This window comes from Streptomyces sp. NPDC058145 (genome assembly GCF_042884245.1).
GTDB lineage: Bacteria > Actinomycetota > Actinomycetes > Streptomycetales > Streptomycetaceae > Streptomyces.
The window spans coordinates 279,214-296,969 of record NZ_JBHVUH010000002.1 but is presented as its reverse complement, the minus strand read 5'-3'; the positions used below and the strand labels follow the sequence as shown (position 1 = coordinate 296,969).

Here is a 17,756-nt window from a genome sequence, read left to right as displayed (position 1 = left end):
TAAGAGGGCTTCGGTCTGGGCGTTGACGAGTCGGATCATGCCCTGGTCGTCGACGATGACCATCGCGTCCGGCGCCGCCTCCAGCAGCCCCCGGAACTTCTCCTCGGCGCCCCCCGGGCCCGCCGCCGAATCCTGTGCCCCGCACCGGCACGTCCGCGGCGGCACCACTCCGGCGGAGTCCGGTGGTGCTGCGGCCAGGTCACTCATCGTCATCATCGCCCCCCAGGCTCGACATGAGACGGGCCATTCCAGTGCAGTCCGCACGGCCGCGCGATGACATGTCGCTTAGTGACACCACACCGCTCGAACCTGTCGCCGCCGATGAACAAGCTGATCACTCCGCGCCCGCGCCCGCCCGCTCACCGGCCCGGCGGCACACCACGGACGCGGACAGGCCGCCGCACCTCCTCCTGGAGGTACGGCGGCCTGTCGCGCCGATGGCGGTCGGATGTCCCTCAGGAGACCGGCGAACGCCCTGGGCCGTGTCCCTCGGACCGGTCCGGCTCAGCGGCCGAGCGGCCGAGCGGCTCAGCGGCCGAGCGGCCCAGCGGCCGAGCGGCCGGCCTCGATGAGGCCGACCGTCCGGGACGCCGCGTCCGTGAGGCCGACGAAGGTGTGCCGATGGGGACCCGTGGGACCTTGGGCGGGCCGGTACCCCGCCAGGTTCCAGGTGCTGACCGGGATGCCGGCCGGGACCGGTCCGGCCGGCCCGCCGGGGCCGCAGGGGGGCGGCCTGCTCGTCGGTGACGACCAATACCCGGGTCGTGCTCCCGGTAGGGGGTCCGCACCGTCCTGCGCGAGTTCTCAGATGTCGCGGAAGATCTCGATCTGCGCCCCGATCGAGTTCAGCCGCTCCGCCAGGTCCTCGTAACCCCGGTTGATGACGTACACGTTGCGCAGGACCGAGGTGCCCTCGGCCGCCATCATCGCCAGCAGGACGACGACCGCGGGGCGCAGGGCCGGCGGGCACATCATCTCGGCGGCGCGCCAGCGGGTCGGGCCCTCGACCAGGACGCGGTGCGGGTCCAGCAACTGCAGTCGGCCGCCGAGGCGGTTGAGGTCGGTCAGGTAGATCGCGCGGTTGTCGTAGACCCAGTCGTGGATCAGGGTCTGACCGGAGGCCACCGCCGCGATGGCCGCGAAGAACGGGACGTTGTCGATGTTGAGGCCCGGGAAGGGCATGGGGTGGATCTTGTCGATCGGGGCTTCGAGCTTGGAGGGGCGGACGGTGAGGTCGACCAGGCGGGTGCGGCCGTTGTCCGCGAAGTACTCGGGGGACCGGTCGTGGTCGAGGCCCATCTCCTCCAGGACCGCCAGCTCGATCTCCAGGAACTCGATCGGTGCCCGGCGTACCGTCAGCTCCGACTCGGTCACCACGGCGGCGGCCAGCAGGCTCATCGCCTCGACCGGGTCCTCGGAGGGGGAGTAGTCCACGTCGGCGTCGATGTTCGGCACGCCGTGCACGGTGAGTGTGGTGGTGCCGATGCCCTCGACCCTGACGCCCAGCACCTCCAGGAAGAAGCACAGGTCCTGGACCATGTAGTTGGAGGAGGCGTTGCGGATGACCGTCACACCGTCGTGCCGGGCGGCGGCGAGCAGCGCGTTCTCGGTCACCGTGTCGCCGCGCTCGGTCAGGACGATCGGGCGGTCGGGGCTGACGGTGCGGTCCACCTGGGCGTGGTACTGGCCCTCGGTGGCCGCGACGTCCAGACCGAACCGGCGCAGCGCGATCATGTGCGGTTCGATGGTCCGCGTGCCGAGGTCGCAGCCGCCGGCGTACGGCAGCTTGAAGCTGTCCACGCGGTGCAGCAGCGGGCCGAGGAACATGATGATGGAGCGGGTGCGGACGGCCGCCTCCGCGTCGATCGCCGCCATCTCCAGCTCGGCCGGCGGGACGAGTTCCAGGTCGACGCCGTCGTTGATCCAGCGGGTGCGCACGCCGATGGAGTTGAGCACCTCCAGCAGGCGGTACACCTCCTCGATCCGGGCCACCCGGCGCAGCACCGTGCGCCCCTTGTTGAGCAGTGAGGCGCACAGCAGTGCCACGCACGCGTTCTTGCTGGTCTTGACGTCGATGGCACCGGACAGCCGACGGCCGCCGACCACCCGCAGATGCATCGGACCCGCATAGCCCAGCGACACGATCTCGCTGTCCAGGGCTTCACCGATTCGGGCGATCATCTCAAGGCTGATGTTCTGGTTCCCGCGCTCGATGCGATTGACGGCGCTCTGACTGGTGCCGAGCGCCTCCGCGAGCTGCGCCTGTGTCCAGCCACGGTGTTGCCGGGCATCACGGATGAGCTTGCCGATGCGTACGAGGTAGTCGTCTGCCATGAGGCTGAGGTTATCTCAGATATGAGATGGCGCCTCTTGGGGGGGCCGTTCGGGTGATACCCCGTCAATGGTCCCTGGTAGTACGGGTGCGGCGCCATCCGAAAGGTCCGGGCAAATCCACCGATGTCGTACGTCGTCCGGTGCTGCTGTGGGTGTGCCGCGGGCCGTTCTTGCCGCCGGTGGTGATGGACCAGGAGTGCCGGTTGATGTTCAGCCGCACCCCGGGCAGGATCCGGAAGCTCTTGCGGAAAGTGAGCGGCATGGGTGCCTCCTTGGATGGTTTCCGGGCCGGGTGACGCTCAACTCGGATACCCCGTAACCGCGGAGAGATGGCGGGTGATCGCGGACGGTCGCGGGACCGTGTCCGGTGTGCGCCGGTCCGCCCCGCGCGGCAGGCTCCACTGTGGCGGACGCCACCGAAAAACGGCGGGGCCGAGGGCGGCCGGACATGACCAGCCAGCCCCCATGTACTAGAGTTATCTCGACATCGAGATATCTGCCGAGGCGCACCGTAGCCGCCACTTCAGTAAGGCTTGCCTAACTTAGTCTGACCTTACTGAATCGGGCAAGCCGACGTGGCGGCACGATTGACGGTGGTACGCGCACATCAATGAAGGAGACTGTCGTGTCGGCGAACAGCTTCGACGCCCGCAGCACGCTGCAGGTGGGCGACGAGTCGTACGAGATCTTCCGGCTGGACAAGGTGGAGGGCTCCGCTCGCCTGCCGTACAGCCTCAAGGTCCTGCTGGAGAACCTGCTCCGCACGGAGGACGGCGCGAACATCACCGCCGACCACATCCGCGCCCTCGGCGGCTGGGACTCCCAGGCCCAGCCGTCCCAGGAGATCCAGTTCACGCCGGCTCGCGTGATCATGCAGGACTTCACCGGCGTCCCCTGCGTCGTGGACCTCGCGACCATGCGTGAGGCCGTGAAGGAGCTGGGCGGCGACCCGGCGAAGATCAACCCGCTGGCGCCGGCCGAGCTGGTCATCGACCACTCCGTCATCGCCGACAAGTTCGGCACGAACGACGCCTTCAAGCAGAACGTCGAGCTGGAGTACGGCCGCAACAAGGAGCGCTACCAGTTCCTGCGCTGGGGCCAGACCGCGTTCGACGAGTTCAAGGTCGTCCCGCCGGGCACCGGCATCGTCCACCAGGTGAACATCGAGCACCTGGCCCGTACCGTCATGGTCCGGGGCGGCCAGGCCTACCCCGACACCCTGGTCGGCACCGACTCGCACACCACGATGGTCAACGGCCTCGGCGTCCTCGGCTGGGGCGTCGGCGGCATCGAGGCCGAGGCCGCCATGCTCGGCCAGCCGGTCTCCATGCTCATCCCGCGCGTCGTGGGCTTCAAGCTCACCGGTGAGCTGAAGCCCGGCACCACCGCCACCGACCTCGTGCTCACCATCACCGAGATGCTGCGCAAGCACGGTGTGGTCGGCAAGTTCGTCGAGTTCTACGGCGAGGGTGTGTCCGCCACGAGCCTCGCCAACCGCGCCACCATCGGCAACATGTCGCCGGAGTTCGGCTCCACCGCCGCGATCTTCCCGATCGACGACGAGACCCTGAACTACCTGCGCCTGACCGGCCGCTCCGTCCAGCAGGTCGCGCTCGTCGAGGCGTACGCCAAGGAGCAGGGCCTCTGGCTGGACCCGAAGGCCGAGCCGGACTTCTCCGAGAAGCTCGAGCTGGACCTGTCCACCGTCGTGCCGTCCATCGCCGGCCCGAAGCGCCCGCAGGACCGCATCGTCCTGGCCGAGGCCGCCCAGCAGTTCGCCAAGGACGTCCTCAACTACGTCGAGGCCCCCGTCGCCCAGACGCCGGCTGCCGCCGCCTCGGTGGTCGACGAGGCGAGCGCCGAGTCCTTCCCGGCCTCCGACGCCCCGGCCTACGGCCACGAGGAGAACGGCGCCGGCGCCCCGCAGCACGGCCAGGGCACCGGTTCCGTCCCGTCCAACCCGGTCCAGGTGACCGCCCCCGACGGCACCACCTACGAGCTGGACCACGGTGCGGTGACGGTCGCGGCCATCACCTCCTGCACCAACACCTCCAACCCGTACGTCATGGTCGCCGCCGCCCTGGTGGCCAAGAAGGCGGTCGAGAAGGGCCTGACCCGCAAGCCGTGGGTCAAGACCACCCTCGCCCCGGGCTCCAAGGTCGTCACCGACTACTTCGAGAAGGCGGGCCTGACCCCGTACCTCGACAAGGTCGGCTTCAACCTGGTCGGCTACGGCTGCACCACCTGCATCGGCAACTCCGGCCCGCTGCCGGAGGAGGTCTCCAAGGCCGTCAACGACCACGACCTGGCCGTCACCTCGGTCCTCTCCGGCAACCGGAACTTCGAGGGCCGTATCAACCCCGACGTCAAGATGAACTACCTGGCGTCCCCGCCGCTGGTCGTCGCGTACGCCCTCGCCGGTTCCATGAAGGTGGACATCACCCGTGAGGCGCTGGGCACCGACACCGACGGCAACCCGGTCTTCCTGAAGGACATCTGGCCCTCCGAGGCCGAGGTCAACGACGTCGTCGCCAACGCCATCGGCGAGGACATGTTCTCCAAGTCCTACAGCGACGTCTTCGCCGGCGACGCCCAGTGGCAGTCCCTCCCGGTCCCGACCGGCAACACCTTCGAGTGGGACGCGGAGTCCACCTACGTCCGCAAGCCCCCGTACTTCGATGGCATGGGCATGGAGCCGGCCCCGGTCGAGGACATCGCCGGCGCCCGCGTGCTCGCCAAGCTGGGCGACTCGGTCACCACCGACCACATCTCCCCGGCCGGTGCCATCAAGGCCGACACCCCGGCCGGCCAGTACCTCACCGAGCACGGTGTGGAGCGTCGTGACTTCAACTCCTACGGCTCCCGCCGAGGCAACCACGAGGTCATGATCCGCGGCACGTTCGCCAACATCCGCCTGCGCAACCAGATCGCGCCGGGCACCGAGGGCGGCTACACCCGCGACTTCACCCAGGCCGACGCGCCGGTGTCGTTCATCTACGACGCCTCCAGCAACTACATCGAGCAGGGCATCCCGCTGGTCGTCCTGGCGGGCAAGGAGTACGGCTCCGGCTCGTCCCGCGACTGGGCCGCCAAGGGCACCGCGCTGCTCGGCGTGAAGGCCGTCATCGCCGAGTCCTACGAGCGCATCCACCGCTCGAACCTCATCGGCATGGGCGTCCTGCCCCTGCAGTTCCCGGAGGGCCAGTCCGCCGAGTCCCTCGGCCTGACCGGCGAGGAGACCTTCTCCTTCACCGGCGTCACCGAGCTGAACAACGGCACCACGCCGCGCACGGTCAAGGTCACCACCGACACCGGTGTCGAGTTCGACGCGGTCGTCCGCATCGACACCCCCGGTGAGGCCGACTACTACCGCAACGGCGGCATCATGCAGTACGTGCTGCGCAGCCTGATCCGCAAGTAGGCGGCACGGCTCAGCGGACGAGGGCGAGGGCCGCACCCCCGGCACCGGGGGTGCGGCCCTCGTGCCGTCCGCGGCTCACTCCCCGAGGAGCGCCGAGAGGTCCGGCAGCGCCACCTCCGCCCAGATCACCTTGCCCTGGGGTGTGTACCGGGTGCCCCAGCGCTCGGTCATCTGGGAGACCAGGAACAGACCCCGGCCTCCCTCGTCGGTCGTCGCGGCGTACCGCAGATGCGGCGAGGTGCTGCTGCCGTCGGCCACCTCGCAGATCAGCACACGGTCCCGGATCAGCCGCACATGAACCGGGTCCGAGCCGTAGCGGATGGCGTTGGTGATCAGCTCGCTGAGGACCAGTTCCATGCCGAAGCCCAGCTCCGACAGGCCCCACTCCTCGAGCTTGGCGGACACGGCACCGCGCATCCCCGACACGGCGGCCGGGTCTCGCGGCACGTCCCAGTCGGCGACGTTCTCCGGCGGCAGCGCCCGGGTACGCGCGATCAGCAGGGCCACGTCGTCCTTGGGGCGCTCGGGCAGCAGCTCGTCCAGCACCGCCTGGCAGCTCTCCTCCGGCGACCGGTCGGGATGGCCCGACAGCGCCAGGCGCAGCAGCTCCATGCTCACGTCCAGGTCACGCCTGCGGTCCTCGATGAGCCCGTCGGTGTAGAGAACCAGCTGGCTGCCCTCGGGCAGCTCCAGCTCGGCCGTCCGGAACGGCATGCCGCCCAGGCCCAGCGGCGGCCCGGCCGGAACGTCGGGGAAGGTGACGCCGCCGTCGGGGTAGACCAGCGCGGGCGCCAGATGCCCGGCCCGTGCCACCGCGCAGCGGCGGGTCACCGGGTCGTAGATCGCGTACAGACAGGTGGCGCCGACGATCTCCGCGGCCGCCTCCGCGCGGGCCTCGTCCTGGTCGATGCGGCCGACCAGGTCGTCCAGATGGCTGAGCAGCTCGTCCGGCGGCAGGTCGAGCGTGGAGAAGTTGTGCACCGCGGTGCGCAGCCGGCCCATGGTCGCCGCCGCGTGCAGGCCGTGCCCCACCACGTCGCCCACGGCCAGTGCCACCCGGCCCCCGGGCAGCGGGATCACGTCGAACCAGTCCCCGCTCACGCCGGACTGTGCCGGAAGGTAGCGGTAGGCGACGTCGAGGGCGCTCTGCTCGGGCAGCGCCCGCGGCAGCAGGCTGCGCTGCAGGGTGACCGCGACGGCGTGCTCGCGGGTGTACCGGCGGGCGTTGTCGATGCTGACCGCGGCCCGGGCCACCAGCTCGTCCGCCAGCGACAGCTCCTCCTCGTCGAAGGGCTCCTGTTTGGAACGGTAGAAGTTGGCCATGCCCAGGACGACGCCGCGCGCCTGGATCGGGGCGGCGATGAGCGAGTGGATGCCGTACTCCAGTATTCGCTGGGTGCGGGAGGGGTCCTGGGCCTGCCAGCCCGAGGCGCTCGCCAGGTTGGGCACGAGCTCGGAGCGGCCGGCGTTGTAACCGCGCGCCTGGGGGGTGGAGGGCAGGAAGTCGATCAGGCGGCCCTTCTCGTAGAGCGGGTGGTCGTCCCGGATGCCGCTCACGGCGACCCGGCGGATGTCCGTAGCTGTCGGGGCCGGCTCCTCCCCGTGCAGGACGTTGTCGGCCAGGTCCACGGTGACGAAGTCCGCGAAGCGGGGGATGGCGACCGCGGCCAGCTCGTCGGCCGTGCGGACCACGTCGAGGGTCGTGCCGATGCCCAGGCCCGCGTCGTACAGCAGCTCCAGCCGTTCCCGGGTGACCTCGGCCCTGCCGGACACCGCCTGGAGCTCGGTGGAGTCGCGCAGCGTCACCACGGTCCCGCCGCAGGCGCCCGCGCCGTCGGTGGGCCGCTGGTTGACCACCAGCAGCCGCCCGCCGGCGAAGTGCACCTCGTCGCTCGCCTCGCGCCCGGAGCCGAGCAGTTCCACCGTCTCGGGTTCGAGGTGCGACAGCTCCCGCACATTGCGTCCCTCGGCCTGCGGGGGCAGCTCCAGCAGCCGCCTGGCCTCGTCGTTGGCCAGCAGCAGCCGCCCGTCGTGGCCGACGATGAGCACGCCCTCCCGCACCGAGTGCAGCACCGTGTCGTGGTGCTCGTACATGCGGGTCATCTCTTCCGGGGCCAGGCTGTGGGTCTGCCGCCGCAGCCGCCGGCCCACCAGGGCCGTCCCGCCGGTCGACAGCACGAGCGCGCCGGCTCCGGCGGCCAGGATGATCGGCAACTGGCGGTCGACCTGGCTGGTGACGTTCTTGACCTTCAGGCCGGCGGAGACCAGAGCGGTCACCTTGCCGTCGGCGCTCCGGATGGGCACGGTCGCCTGCACCTCGTGGCCCAGCGGGCCGTGCACGCTCTCGGTGTAGACCCGGCCGGCCAGCGAGGGGCCTATCCGGCCCACGAACCGTTTGCCGATCCGGCTCGGTATCGGGTGGGTGTAGCGGATGCCCTTGGTGTCCATGACCACGATGAAGTCGACGCCCGCGGTCTTGCGTCCCGCCTCGGTGAGCGGCTGGAGGATCTTCGAGGGATCGGGGCTGTTCAGTGCCTGCTGGACGCCCGGTGAGTGGGCGAAGGTCTGCGCGACGGCTATGGACCGGCGCTTGGCCTCCGTGGTGGTGTCCCGCTCGGACTGCAGCACGAGGGCGATGACGGCACAGACCACGAGGAGGACCACGAGGGCCACCTGCAGGAGGAAGACCTGTCCGGCGACACTGCGTGGGCTCTTGCCGACCATGGAGCGCCAGGACAAGCGCCCGAATCGGCCGAATTGGTCCGACATGCGACATTTCTAGCACTGGGTGATTGACGATGGCTACGTCCGTCCCGAGCCGTGGACGCCTCCGCCTCTTCCGCCCCGCCCGCCCCACACCTTCCACCAGTGCCGTGTCACAGGTGTGGCGGCAGGCGTTTACAGCGGGTGCCGTGCGCGCTAACTTCACGGGCTAGAGGTGGGAGCGCTCCCATCAGGTTCGGCCCCCGCGGACCGGAACCCGCCCGGGCCGTTCCGGGTTCGCTCCCACCTCGTCCCGCCCCGCCCTTCCCCTTTCCGTACGTCCGCACGACCACGGCGTCGCAGTCGGAGGTGTATGTGTCATGTCTGCGACAATCGGTGCGCTCGGCCTCACGAGGCACCCGCGATTACCGCACCCCACCCACGGCAGAGGCCTGTTCCTGGTCCTCCTGGCCCTGCTGACCGCCCTCCCCGCCCTGGGCCTGATGTTCGCCGCCGGTATCCCGGCCGCCGCCCACGGCACCCCCATGAAGCCGGGCAGTCGTACCTTCCTGTGCCGGCGGGACGGGCTCACCGACACCGGTGAGATCAAGCCCGTGGCCTTCGTGACACTCCCGGCCCAGCGGGAGGACGACTCCTCGGTCAGAGCCCGCTTGCGCTGCGCCCACTGGCCGCTGTCGTGACCGGTACCCGCCTGGCAACGAGCCTTGAGGTCGGCGCAGGCCAGCGAACCCAGGTGTGCGCCCACCAGCGCCAGCACCTCACGGTCCCGCTGGGACATGCCCTTCATGCTGGTGCGGATCGCCACCCCGGACGGTCCCGGCGCAACGAACGGCGGCTCGATGGTGCGCAGTGTGGAGTCAGCCATGCTGGGCGGCCTCGAAAGCCTTGCGGGCACGGTTCTTCGCCGACCGGCGACCGTACAGGCGAGCACAGAACGAGGTCAGCACCTCCACCATGTCGCGCACCAGGTCGTCTTCGACCTCGCCGTCATCAACGACCACGAGGCGGCGCCCATGCGCGGACAGGGCGGCTTCGACAAGTTCGGTGTTCATCCGACCCAGCCGATCCCTGTGCTCGACCACCACGGTGGACACATCCGGATCGGCCAGCAGCCGCTTCGCTTTAGGGCGGGCACCGTTCATACCGGATGCGATCTCCACCTCCACGCGCACCACCCGGTGGCCGGCCTGCGCCGCCCACCGAGTCAGCCGGGTGACCTGCCGCTCCAGGTCGGCCTTCTGGTCATGGGAGGAGACACGGGCATAAAGGCCCAGCCCGCCGAACGCGTCGGGCGCGGCGTTGACCCCAACGTTCACCAGGATGGTGCGCGGGCCGACCCTCTGAGCCGGGACCGGCAGCGTCCCCTCACGGAACCAGCGATACGCGGTCTGCGGGTGCACACCCTGCGCCTTCGCCCATTGCGTGAGATTCATACCCTGACAACGACACTCACTCACGCACGGTTACGCTCACTCACTCGACCCCGAACAGCAGCAGTTGAAGACCCCTGCCGAGTCGGTTGAGTCGCTCTGGGCGGACCCGGTGAAGTGACGCACCGGGTCCGCGAGCCGGGCAGGTGAGGGGGGTTCGGTCCCTGTCCGGGTGGTGCTGGCTTGTGGCGGGCGGGCCGTGGGCCGGCCACGACCGAGTGGAGCGCGACAACGTTGTCTTATGGTCCGTACATGACTCTACCGCGTCAACGGACAACGATGTCAACCCACTTGGGGTAGTCCGGCCGGGTGATACCGGCGTGTGCCCGCGGGGGAGTACGCGGTCTTCCGTGTTACCGGTGGCGCGCGTTACTGTCCCTGCGGCTTGTGCGACCTGTGGTGCGCGACCCGTCCATCCCGAGGAAGGGCCGCGTCATGCGTTTCCGTCCCACGTCCCTGCTGCTGGCCGCGGTGCTCGCGACCGGCGGGGCCACCCCCGCCCTCGCGGCGACCGCAGCACCCCCTGAACTCGTCAAGGATCCGACCCCGTACGTCGATCCGCTGATCGGCACCAAGAACGGCGGCAACGTCTTCCCGGGCGCCGTGGTGCCGTTCGGCATGCTCTCCTGGAGCCCGGAGAACACCAGAGGCGACGCCACCCTCCCCCACTCTCGGCTTCGCTCGAGCGGGGGGACCCCCATCGCCGCGCCCGGCGGCTACCAGTACGACGCCACCCGTGTCCGGGGCTTCAGTCTGACCCACATGTCCGGCACCGGCTGCGCGGGCGGCAGCGGTGACATCCCGTTCTTCCCGTACGCGGGCGAGGTCACCTCCTCCCCGGCGAGCGACACCAAGGACGCCGTCTACGCCTCGGACTTCCGGCACTCCGACGAGAGCGCCGGGCCCGGCCACTACAAGGTGGGCCTGGCCTCCGGCGTCACCGCCGACCTCACGGCGACCGCCCGCACGGGCTCGGCCCGCTTCACCTACCCCGCGGACAAACCCGCCTCGCTGCTCGTCCGCACCGCCAACTCCGAGGTCGGCTCCGAGGATTCGTCGGTCACCATCGACGCGGCGACCCGTACCGTCTCCGGCTCCGTCACCTCCGGCGACTTCTGCGGCTACCTCGACCCGGAGGGTCAGCGCTCCTACTACACCCTGCACTTCACCGCCCGCTTCGACCGCGCCTTCAAGGCCACCGGCACCTGGCAGGACGACAAGCTCCAGGCCGGCTCCACCCAGGCCACCGGCGGCACCGGCGGCTTCTCGCACGGCGGCCGGCCCGTGGCGGGCAAGGGCGCCGGCGGGTACGTGGAGTTCGCACCCGGCACCGGACCGGTGAACGTCAAGGTCGGCATCTCCTACGTCAGCCAGGCGGCCGCGGCGGCCAACCTCAAGGCGGAGAACCCCGCGAAGCGGTCCTTCGACGCGGTCACGGACGCGGCCCGCCGCGCCTGGCGCGACCGGCTCGCCGCGGTCCGGGTCGGCGGCGGCACGGACGCCGAGCGCACCACCTTCTACACCGCCCTCTACCACTCCCTGCTGCACCCCAACGTCATCAGCGACGCCGACGGCCGCTACCGGGGCGGCGACGGCAAGGTGCACCGGGTCGGCCGCGGCCACCGCGCCCAGTACGGCACCTTCTCCGGCTGGGACGTCTACCGCGACCAGGTGCAGCTGCTGACCCTGCTCGACCCGGACACGGGTTCCGACATCGCCCAGTCGTTGTACGAACTCGCCCGGCAGAACGGCGGTGTCTGGGACCGCTGGCTGCACGGTGCGAGCGGCACCCACGTCATGAACGGCGACCCCGCGCCGACCGCCCTGGCCGGCATCCGCGCCTTCGGCGGCACCGGCTTCGACCTCAAGGGCGCCCTGAACTCACTGGCGAGGGCGGCCACCGTGCCCACGGCCCAGGACCTGTCGGCGGCCGGCAAGCCGGTGCTGTCGGTGGGCCAGCGTCCGTCGCTCGACAAGTACCTGAAGCTGCACTACATGCCGAGCGTCTCCAACGCCTGGGGCGGCGCCGCCGAAACCCTGGAGATGTCCACCGCGGACTTCTCGCTCGCCCAACTTGCCGCCGCGGCGGGGGAGAAGGGCACCGCCAGTACCTTCGCCCGCCGGGCCCAGTGGTGGCAGAACAACTTCAACCTCGCGGCCGACCAGGGCGGCGGCTACATCGCCAACCGCAAGGCCGACGGGAGCTGGGTCACCGGCTTCACCCCCGACACCGGCAACGGCTTCGTGGAGGGCACGGCCGCCCAGTACACCTGGATGGTCCAGCACAACCCCGCCGGGCTCTTCGCGGCGATGGGCGGCACCGGCAAGGCGCTTGCCCGGCTCGACGCCTTCTTCCACAACGCCGACGGCAGCTGGGCCCTGACCGGCAAGGGCGGCGCCAAGTCCGAGCTGGACAACGAACCGTCCATCAACGTGCCCTACCTGTACGACTACGCCGGAGCCCCGTACAAGGCGCAGGAGACCGTCCGCGCGGCGATGCGGCAGCTCTGGTCGACCGGGCCCGGCGGCATACCCGGCAACGACGACCTCGGCGCCATGTCGTCCTGGTACGTCTTCTCCGCGCTCGGCATGTACCCGCAGGTGCCCTCCCGCGCCGAACTCGTGCTGGCCTCACCGCTGTTCGAGCGCGTGGAGATCGACCGCCCGCACGGCAACGACATCTCCGTGCGGGCCACCGGAGCGGCGGCCGACGCCCCGTACGTCCAGTCCCTGAAGGTCGACGGCCGCGGCAGCGACCGTCCTTGGCTGCCCGCCTCCTTCGTCCGTGACGGCGGCCGGCTGGACTACACCCTGTCCGCCACCCCGAACCGCACCTGGGGCGCGTCCTCGCCGCCGCCGTCCTTCCGGGAGGGTGAGCAGCCGTACCAGATCGGTGTCGGCCCCACCACCGCCAAGGTCGCACCCGGTGACAGCACGAAGATCGGCATCCGCGCGCTGGCGCTGAGCGGCGGCACCGGACCCGAGGTGCGCTTCCGGGTGCAGGCACCGGCCGGCGTGACGGCCACGCCCGCCGAGGGCACGGTCACCGACGGCGCCCAGCAGATCACCCTGGCCGCGGCGAAGGACGCCACCCAGGGCTTCTACGACGTCAAGGTCACGGTGACCTCCGGCGACACCTCCTACGACCAGCCGGTCTCCCTGACCGTGGCCGCTCCGGGCACCCTGCTGGCCGCCTACGACAACACCGGTGTCTCGGACGACGAGGGCGACCACGACGAGGCCGACTACGACGGCGGCGGCTGGAGCTACTCCCGCCAGGCCCTCGCCGCCGCCGGTCTGACCCCGGGCGGCCGGGGCACGGTGGACGGTCTCACCTTCACCTGGCCGAACTCGCCCGCCGGCCGCCCGGACAACGCCTCGGCCTCCGGCCAGACCGTCGAACTCGCCGAGCCGGCGACCCGGTTGTCCTTCATCGGCAGCGCCGTCAACGGCAACCAGCAGACCAAGGCCACCGTCACCTACACCGACGGCACCACCGGCACCGTCGACCTCGCCTTCACCGACTGGACCGTCGGCGGCGGGGGCGGCACCGTGAGTTACGGCAACGAGGTGGTCGCGAAGGGGGCGTACCGCAATGTCGCGGGCGCCGACAAGGACCCGGTGGCGACCTACGTCTTCGCCACGAAGCCCGTCGCGGCCCCGGACGGCAAGGCGGTCCACAGCGTGACCCTCCCGCACGACACCGACCTGCACGTCTTCACCCTCGCCACCGGCTGAGCGCACACGCGAAGAGGGGGCGGACCCGGCCGGGTCCGCCCCCTCTTCGCGTGTGCCGGTCAGCCCAGCAGCTCCACCTCCGCCAGCGTCGCCTCACCGTCGAGGACCAGGCGGTACTTCGCGTAGGTGCCCGGGGCGGCGATGCCGAACGCCCTGGTCTGCCGGTCCCATCGGAACGATTCGCCGGAGCGGTGGTCCAGGGTCTTCCAGGTCGTGCCGTCCGCGGACCCCTGCAGCGTCCAGCCGGCCGGTGCCTTCGTGTGGTCCGCCGCCGACGTCAGCGTGTACTGGACCGGCTTGGCGCCGTCCGCGGCCGGCAGGTCCACCGTGGTGACCGTCGCGCTCGTCGCCGAGGTGTTGTCGAACAGGGCGCCGTCGCCCTTCAGCACGTCCGCGCGGGGCGCCGGCACCTTGTCGTCCTGGGTGACGGAGACCGGCGCCGCCTTCGCGCCCGTCCCCCACGTCGAGGGCTTGGAGCCCATGAAGAACTCCAGCTCCCCGCCCTTGGACAGCAGCGAGTGGGGGAGCGAAGTGGACGTCCAGGGGCTGCCGTTCACCTTCACACCCTGCACGTACACGTTCTTCGCGCTGTTGCGCGGCGCCTTGATCACCAGATCGCGGCCGTTCTCCAGGTGCACGGTCGCCTTCTTGAACAGCGGGGAGCCGATGGCGTACTCGTCGCCGCCCATGACCAGCGGGTAGAAGCCGAGCGAGGAGAAGAGGTACCAGGCCGACTGCTCGCCGTTGTCCTCGTCGCCGTGGTAGCCCTGGCCGATCTCGCTGCCGGTGTAGAGCCGGGACAGCGCCTCGCGCACGTGTCCCTGCGCCTTCCAGGGCTCACCGGCCGCGTCGTACATGTAGACGACGTGGTGCGCGACCTGGTTGGAGTGGCCGTACATGCCCATCCGGACGTCCCGCGCCTCGGTCATCTCGTGGATGACACCGCCGTAGGAGCCGACGTAGTCCGGGGAGGCCGTCTCGGGCGTGGCGAAGTACTCGTCGAGCTTGTCGGCGAGGCCCTGCCGGCCGCCGTACAGGTTGGCCAGGCCCCGGCTGTCCTGCGGGGCGGTGAAGGCGTAACCCCAGCCGTTGGTCTCCGTGTAGTCGTAGCCCCACACGCGCGGGTCGTACTTCGAGGAGTCCACGCGCCAGTTGCCCTTGGCGTCACGGCCCTGGAAGAAGCCGGCCCTGGAGTCGAAGAGGTTCACGTAGTCCCGGGCGCGGTTGAGGAAGTACTGCGACTCCTCCTTGTAGCGCTTCTCGCCCGTCTTCTTGTAGAGGGCCTCGCCCATCTTGGCGATGCCGTAGTCGTTGACGTAGCCCTCCATCGCCCAGGACAGGCCCTCGTGCGTGTCGGTGCTGGTGTAGCCGAGGAACGGCGAGGTGCTCATGCCCTTGCGGCCCACGCCCGAGGCCGGGGGGACGACCGTGGCGTTCTTGACCGCCGCGTCGTACGCCGCCTTCGCGTCGAACTTCACGCCCTTGACATACGCGTCGGCGAACGCGACGTCCGAGGAGGTGCCGGTCATCAGGTCGGCGTAGCCGGGGGAGGACCAGCGGGAGGTCCAGCCGCCGTCCTTGTACTGCTGCACGAACCCGTCGACCATCTCACCCGCCTGCGACGGGGTCAGGAACGAGTACGCGGGCCAGGTGGTCCGGTACGTGTCCCAGAAGCCGTTGTTGACGTACACCTTGCCGTCGACGATCTTCGCGCCGGTGTGCGTCGGGGAGTCCGGACCCGGCATGGGGGAGAAGGGCGAGGCGTACTGGTCCTTGCCGCCGACCTTCTCGAAGCCCGAGTTCGGGTACAGGTACAGCCGGTACATGCTGGAGTACAGCGTGGTCAGCTGGTCCGGGGTCGCGCCCTCCACCTCGACCTTGCCGAGCAGCTTGTCCCAGGTCCGCTGGGCCTGCGCCTTGACCGTGCCGAAGGAGGTGCCGTCCGGGATCTCCTGCGCCAGGTTGTCCTTCGCCTGGTCCACGCTGATCAGCGAGGTCGCGAGCCGCAGGGTGACCGTGTGGTCGGCGCCCGCGTCGAAACGCAGAAAGCCCTTCACCCCGCTGGAGTCGCCGCCGGTCACCGGCTTGTCGAACCTGCCGTACACGAACAGCCGGGTCGCGCCCGTCGACAGACCCGACTTCACGTCCGAGTAGCCGGTGACGACGCCGTGCTCCTTGTCCAGGGTCAGCCCCGCCTGCTCGGTCACGTTGTCGAACACCACGCTCGCGTCGTCACCCGGGTAGGTGAAGCGCAGCGCGGCCGCGTGGTCGGTCGGGGTTATCTCCGCCTTCAGCCCGTTCTCGAACCGGACGCCGTAGTAGTACGGCCGCGCGGTCTCGTTCTCGTGCCGGAAGGCCAGCTCGCGCGCCGCACGGCCGGTGTCCGGGGTGCCGGCGGCGGCCGACGGCATGAGCTGGAAGGTCTGCCGGTCCCCCATCCAGGGGCTCGGCTCATGACTCGCGCTGAACGCCTGGATCGTCGGCAGGTTCTCGTCGTTGTTCGCATGTGCGTATTCGTAGAGCCAGCTCAGCGAAGACGCGTTGGTGACCGGTGTCCAGAAGTTGAAGCCGTGCGGGACGGCCGTCGCCGGGAAGTTGTTGCCGCGCGAGAAGCTGCCGCTGGAGTTGGTGCCGCGGGTGGTCAGCGCGTAGTCCGACAGATGCGCCTTCGGCTTCTCGGGCGCCACCGGCTTCAGGGCGACGTCGTCTATCCAGCCGCGGAACTTCGCCGGGCCGTCCGGCGAGTCGTACGCCACCAGTATCCGGTCCACCGTCTTGCCGGCCGCGACCGAGCCGATCCGGGAGGCCACGTTGTTCCACTGGTTGACGTAGAGCGCCTTCGCCGAGCCCTGGCCGCGCGGTGTCAGTGCGAAGCCGTGCTGGTCGGTGGCGCCGAGGCCGCTGAGGTAGGTGCCGTCCGTGAAGGCCAGGTCGACGGAGACGTTGGTGGCGTCGTAGTCGCGGTCGCCGTCGGCCATCGACGGGAAGATGCGGTAGGAGAGCCGGGTGTCGCCGCCGACCCGCACGTTCACGTCGAAGACCTTGTTGTACGAGTACGCCCGCCCGTCCGCCGTGTGCCGTCCGGCGTAGCGCAGGGCACGCTTTCCGGTGAATCCGGCGCCGGCCTTGGCCGTGGGCGAGCCGGTCGGTCCCTTGTCGACGAGGGACAGCATGTCCTGGGGCACCGGGGCGTCCCCGCCGCCGGTGGAGAACTGCACGTCGGCGAGTTGCAGGATGCCCGAGGCGCCGTTGTTCGCGGTCACGTCGAGCCGGAAGTGCTGATACTCGGCGGGCTCGGCCAGATCGTACGATTTCGTCTGGAACCGCTCCTTGAAGCTCTCACCCGAGCGGGTGTCGAGCGTCTTCCAGTCCTTGCCGTCCGTCGAGCCCTGGAGCGTCCAGTCCTTCGGGTCGCGCTCGGCGGAGTCGTTGGCCGAAGTGAGCGCGTACGTCACCAGCTTGACCGGCCTGTCCAGGTCGAACTCCACCCAGCCGGTGGGCTGGAAGGCCAGCCACTTGGTACCGGGCTCGCCGTCGACGAGGTTCTCCTTCACCTCGCCCGCGCCCGTGTTCTCGTCGCTGGCCCGGACCTCGGTCACATGGTCGTCGACGTTGCCCGGGATGCCGGTGCTGTAGCCGCCGTCCACACCCGAGGCGCGCTTGCCCCCGTCCGCGGCCGTGTCCACGGTGTTCAGCCAGTCCGGCGCCGGATCGCCCGCCTCGAACGAGGATGCGAACTCCCGGTCGGCGGCCGGTGCCTTCGCCGGCAGGGCGACCGCCGCGCCCTGGGTACCGACGGCCATGACAAAGGCGGCCGTGAGTACGACCGCCGGACCGTTTCTGAGTCGACTTCTGCGCTGCATCTACAGCTTCCCCTCCTGCGTCGCTTCGGACAACGTTGTCAGCTCGATGCGCAGGAACCAGTAGGTGGTCAAGTGGCCCGTGATGTCAAGGGTGTTGAGCGTGGCATTCAGGGCCTTATGTCGCGACTTTTTCCGGCAGGGCGCCCACAGGCCCTTCATATTTCCGGGAGGTCTCAACTCGGAAAAGACCCAACGCGAACCTTGCATTCGATCTTGCTCCGCTGGCGGGAAGTGGACTATACCTGT

8 protein-coding genes and 2 pseudogenes are annotated in these 17,756 nt (G+C 70.0%); 3 read left to right on the top strand and 7 right to left on the bottom strand.

Annotated features, from left to right (window positions below; all coding sequences use genetic code 11):
- The 3 genes from ACFVVO_RS05440 to ACFVVO_RS05430 form a co-directional block, all read right to left on the bottom strand.
- A partial coding sequence (locus ACFVVO_RS05440) for a PAS domain-containing protein (RefSeq protein ID WP_390051912.1) occupies positions 1-216 on the bottom strand: 216 nt, incomplete at its 3' end.
- Positions 217-804: 588 nt separating this feature from the next.
- Positions 805-2,334, bottom strand: a complete 1,530-nt coding sequence (locus ACFVVO_RS05435) for a helix-turn-helix domain-containing protein (protein ID WP_390051911.1) — start codon at positions 2,332-2,334, stop codon at positions 805-807.
- A gap of 64 nt (positions 2,335-2,398) precedes the next feature.
- On the bottom strand, positions 2,399-2,596 hold the full coding sequence (locus tag ACFVVO_RS05430) for a DUF4236 domain-containing protein (RefSeq protein ID WP_143630748.1): 198 nt from the start codon (positions 2,594-2,596) through the stop codon (positions 2,399-2,401).
- 363 nt (positions 2,597-2,959) lie between these two features.
- On the opposite strand from ACFVVO_RS05430, the gene ACFVVO_RS05425 reads away from it, so the two are divergent.
- On the top strand, positions 2,960-5,755 hold the full coding sequence (locus ACFVVO_RS05425; protein WP_390051910.1) for an aconitate hydratase: 2,796 nt from the start codon (positions 2,960-2,962) through the stop codon (positions 5,753-5,755).
- Positions 5,756-5,830: 75 nt separating this feature from the next.
- Here the strand turns inward: ACFVVO_RS05425 and ACFVVO_RS05420 are convergent, their stop codons facing one another.
- Positions 5,831-8,479, bottom strand: coding sequence for a SpoIIE family protein phosphatase (locus ACFVVO_RS05420; RefSeq protein WP_390052349.1), 2,649 nt, complete (start codon positions 8,477-8,479; stop codon positions 5,831-5,833).
- Positions 8,480-8,880: 401 nt separating this feature from the next.
- On the opposite strand from ACFVVO_RS05420, the pseudogene ACFVVO_RS05415 reads away from it, so the two are divergent.
- Positions 8,881-9,075 (top strand): annotated as a pseudogene (locus ACFVVO_RS05415) (chitin-binding protein); the annotation flags it as partial.
- Here the strand turns inward: ACFVVO_RS05415 and ACFVVO_RS05410 are convergent.
- Both ACFVVO_RS05410 and ACFVVO_RS05405 read right to left on the bottom strand, forming a co-directional pair.
- Positions 9,072-9,344 (bottom strand): annotated as a pseudogene (locus ACFVVO_RS05410) (IS200/IS605 family accessory protein TnpB-related protein); the annotation flags it as partial. The pseudogenes ACFVVO_RS05415 and ACFVVO_RS05410 overlap by 4 nt on opposite strands.
- Positions 9,337-9,912: an IS607 family transposase gene (locus ACFVVO_RS05405; protein ID WP_390051909.1), complete on the bottom strand. Its 576-nt coding sequence runs from the start codon at positions 9,910-9,912 to the stop codon at positions 9,337-9,339. The pseudogene ACFVVO_RS05410 and the gene ACFVVO_RS05405, both read right to left, overlap by 8 nt.
- 432 nt (positions 9,913-10,344) lie before the next feature.
- On the opposite strand from ACFVVO_RS05405, the gene ACFVVO_RS05400 reads away from it, so the two are divergent.
- Positions 10,345-13,647 carry a GH92 family glycosyl hydrolase gene (locus tag ACFVVO_RS05400; protein WP_390051908.1) on the top strand — a complete coding sequence of 1,101 codons (3,303 nt, stop codon included), beginning with the start codon at positions 10,345-10,347 and terminating at the stop codon, positions 13,645-13,647.
- A gap of 59 nt (positions 13,648-13,706) precedes the next feature.
- Here ACFVVO_RS05400 and ACFVVO_RS05395 read toward each other — a convergent pair whose 3' ends face one another.
- Positions 13,707-17,450, bottom strand: a complete 3,744-nt coding sequence (locus tag ACFVVO_RS05395) for a GH92 family glycosyl hydrolase (RefSeq protein ID WP_390051907.1) — start codon at positions 17,448-17,450, stop codon at positions 13,707-13,709.
- Positions 17,451-17,756: the final 306 nt, after the last annotated feature.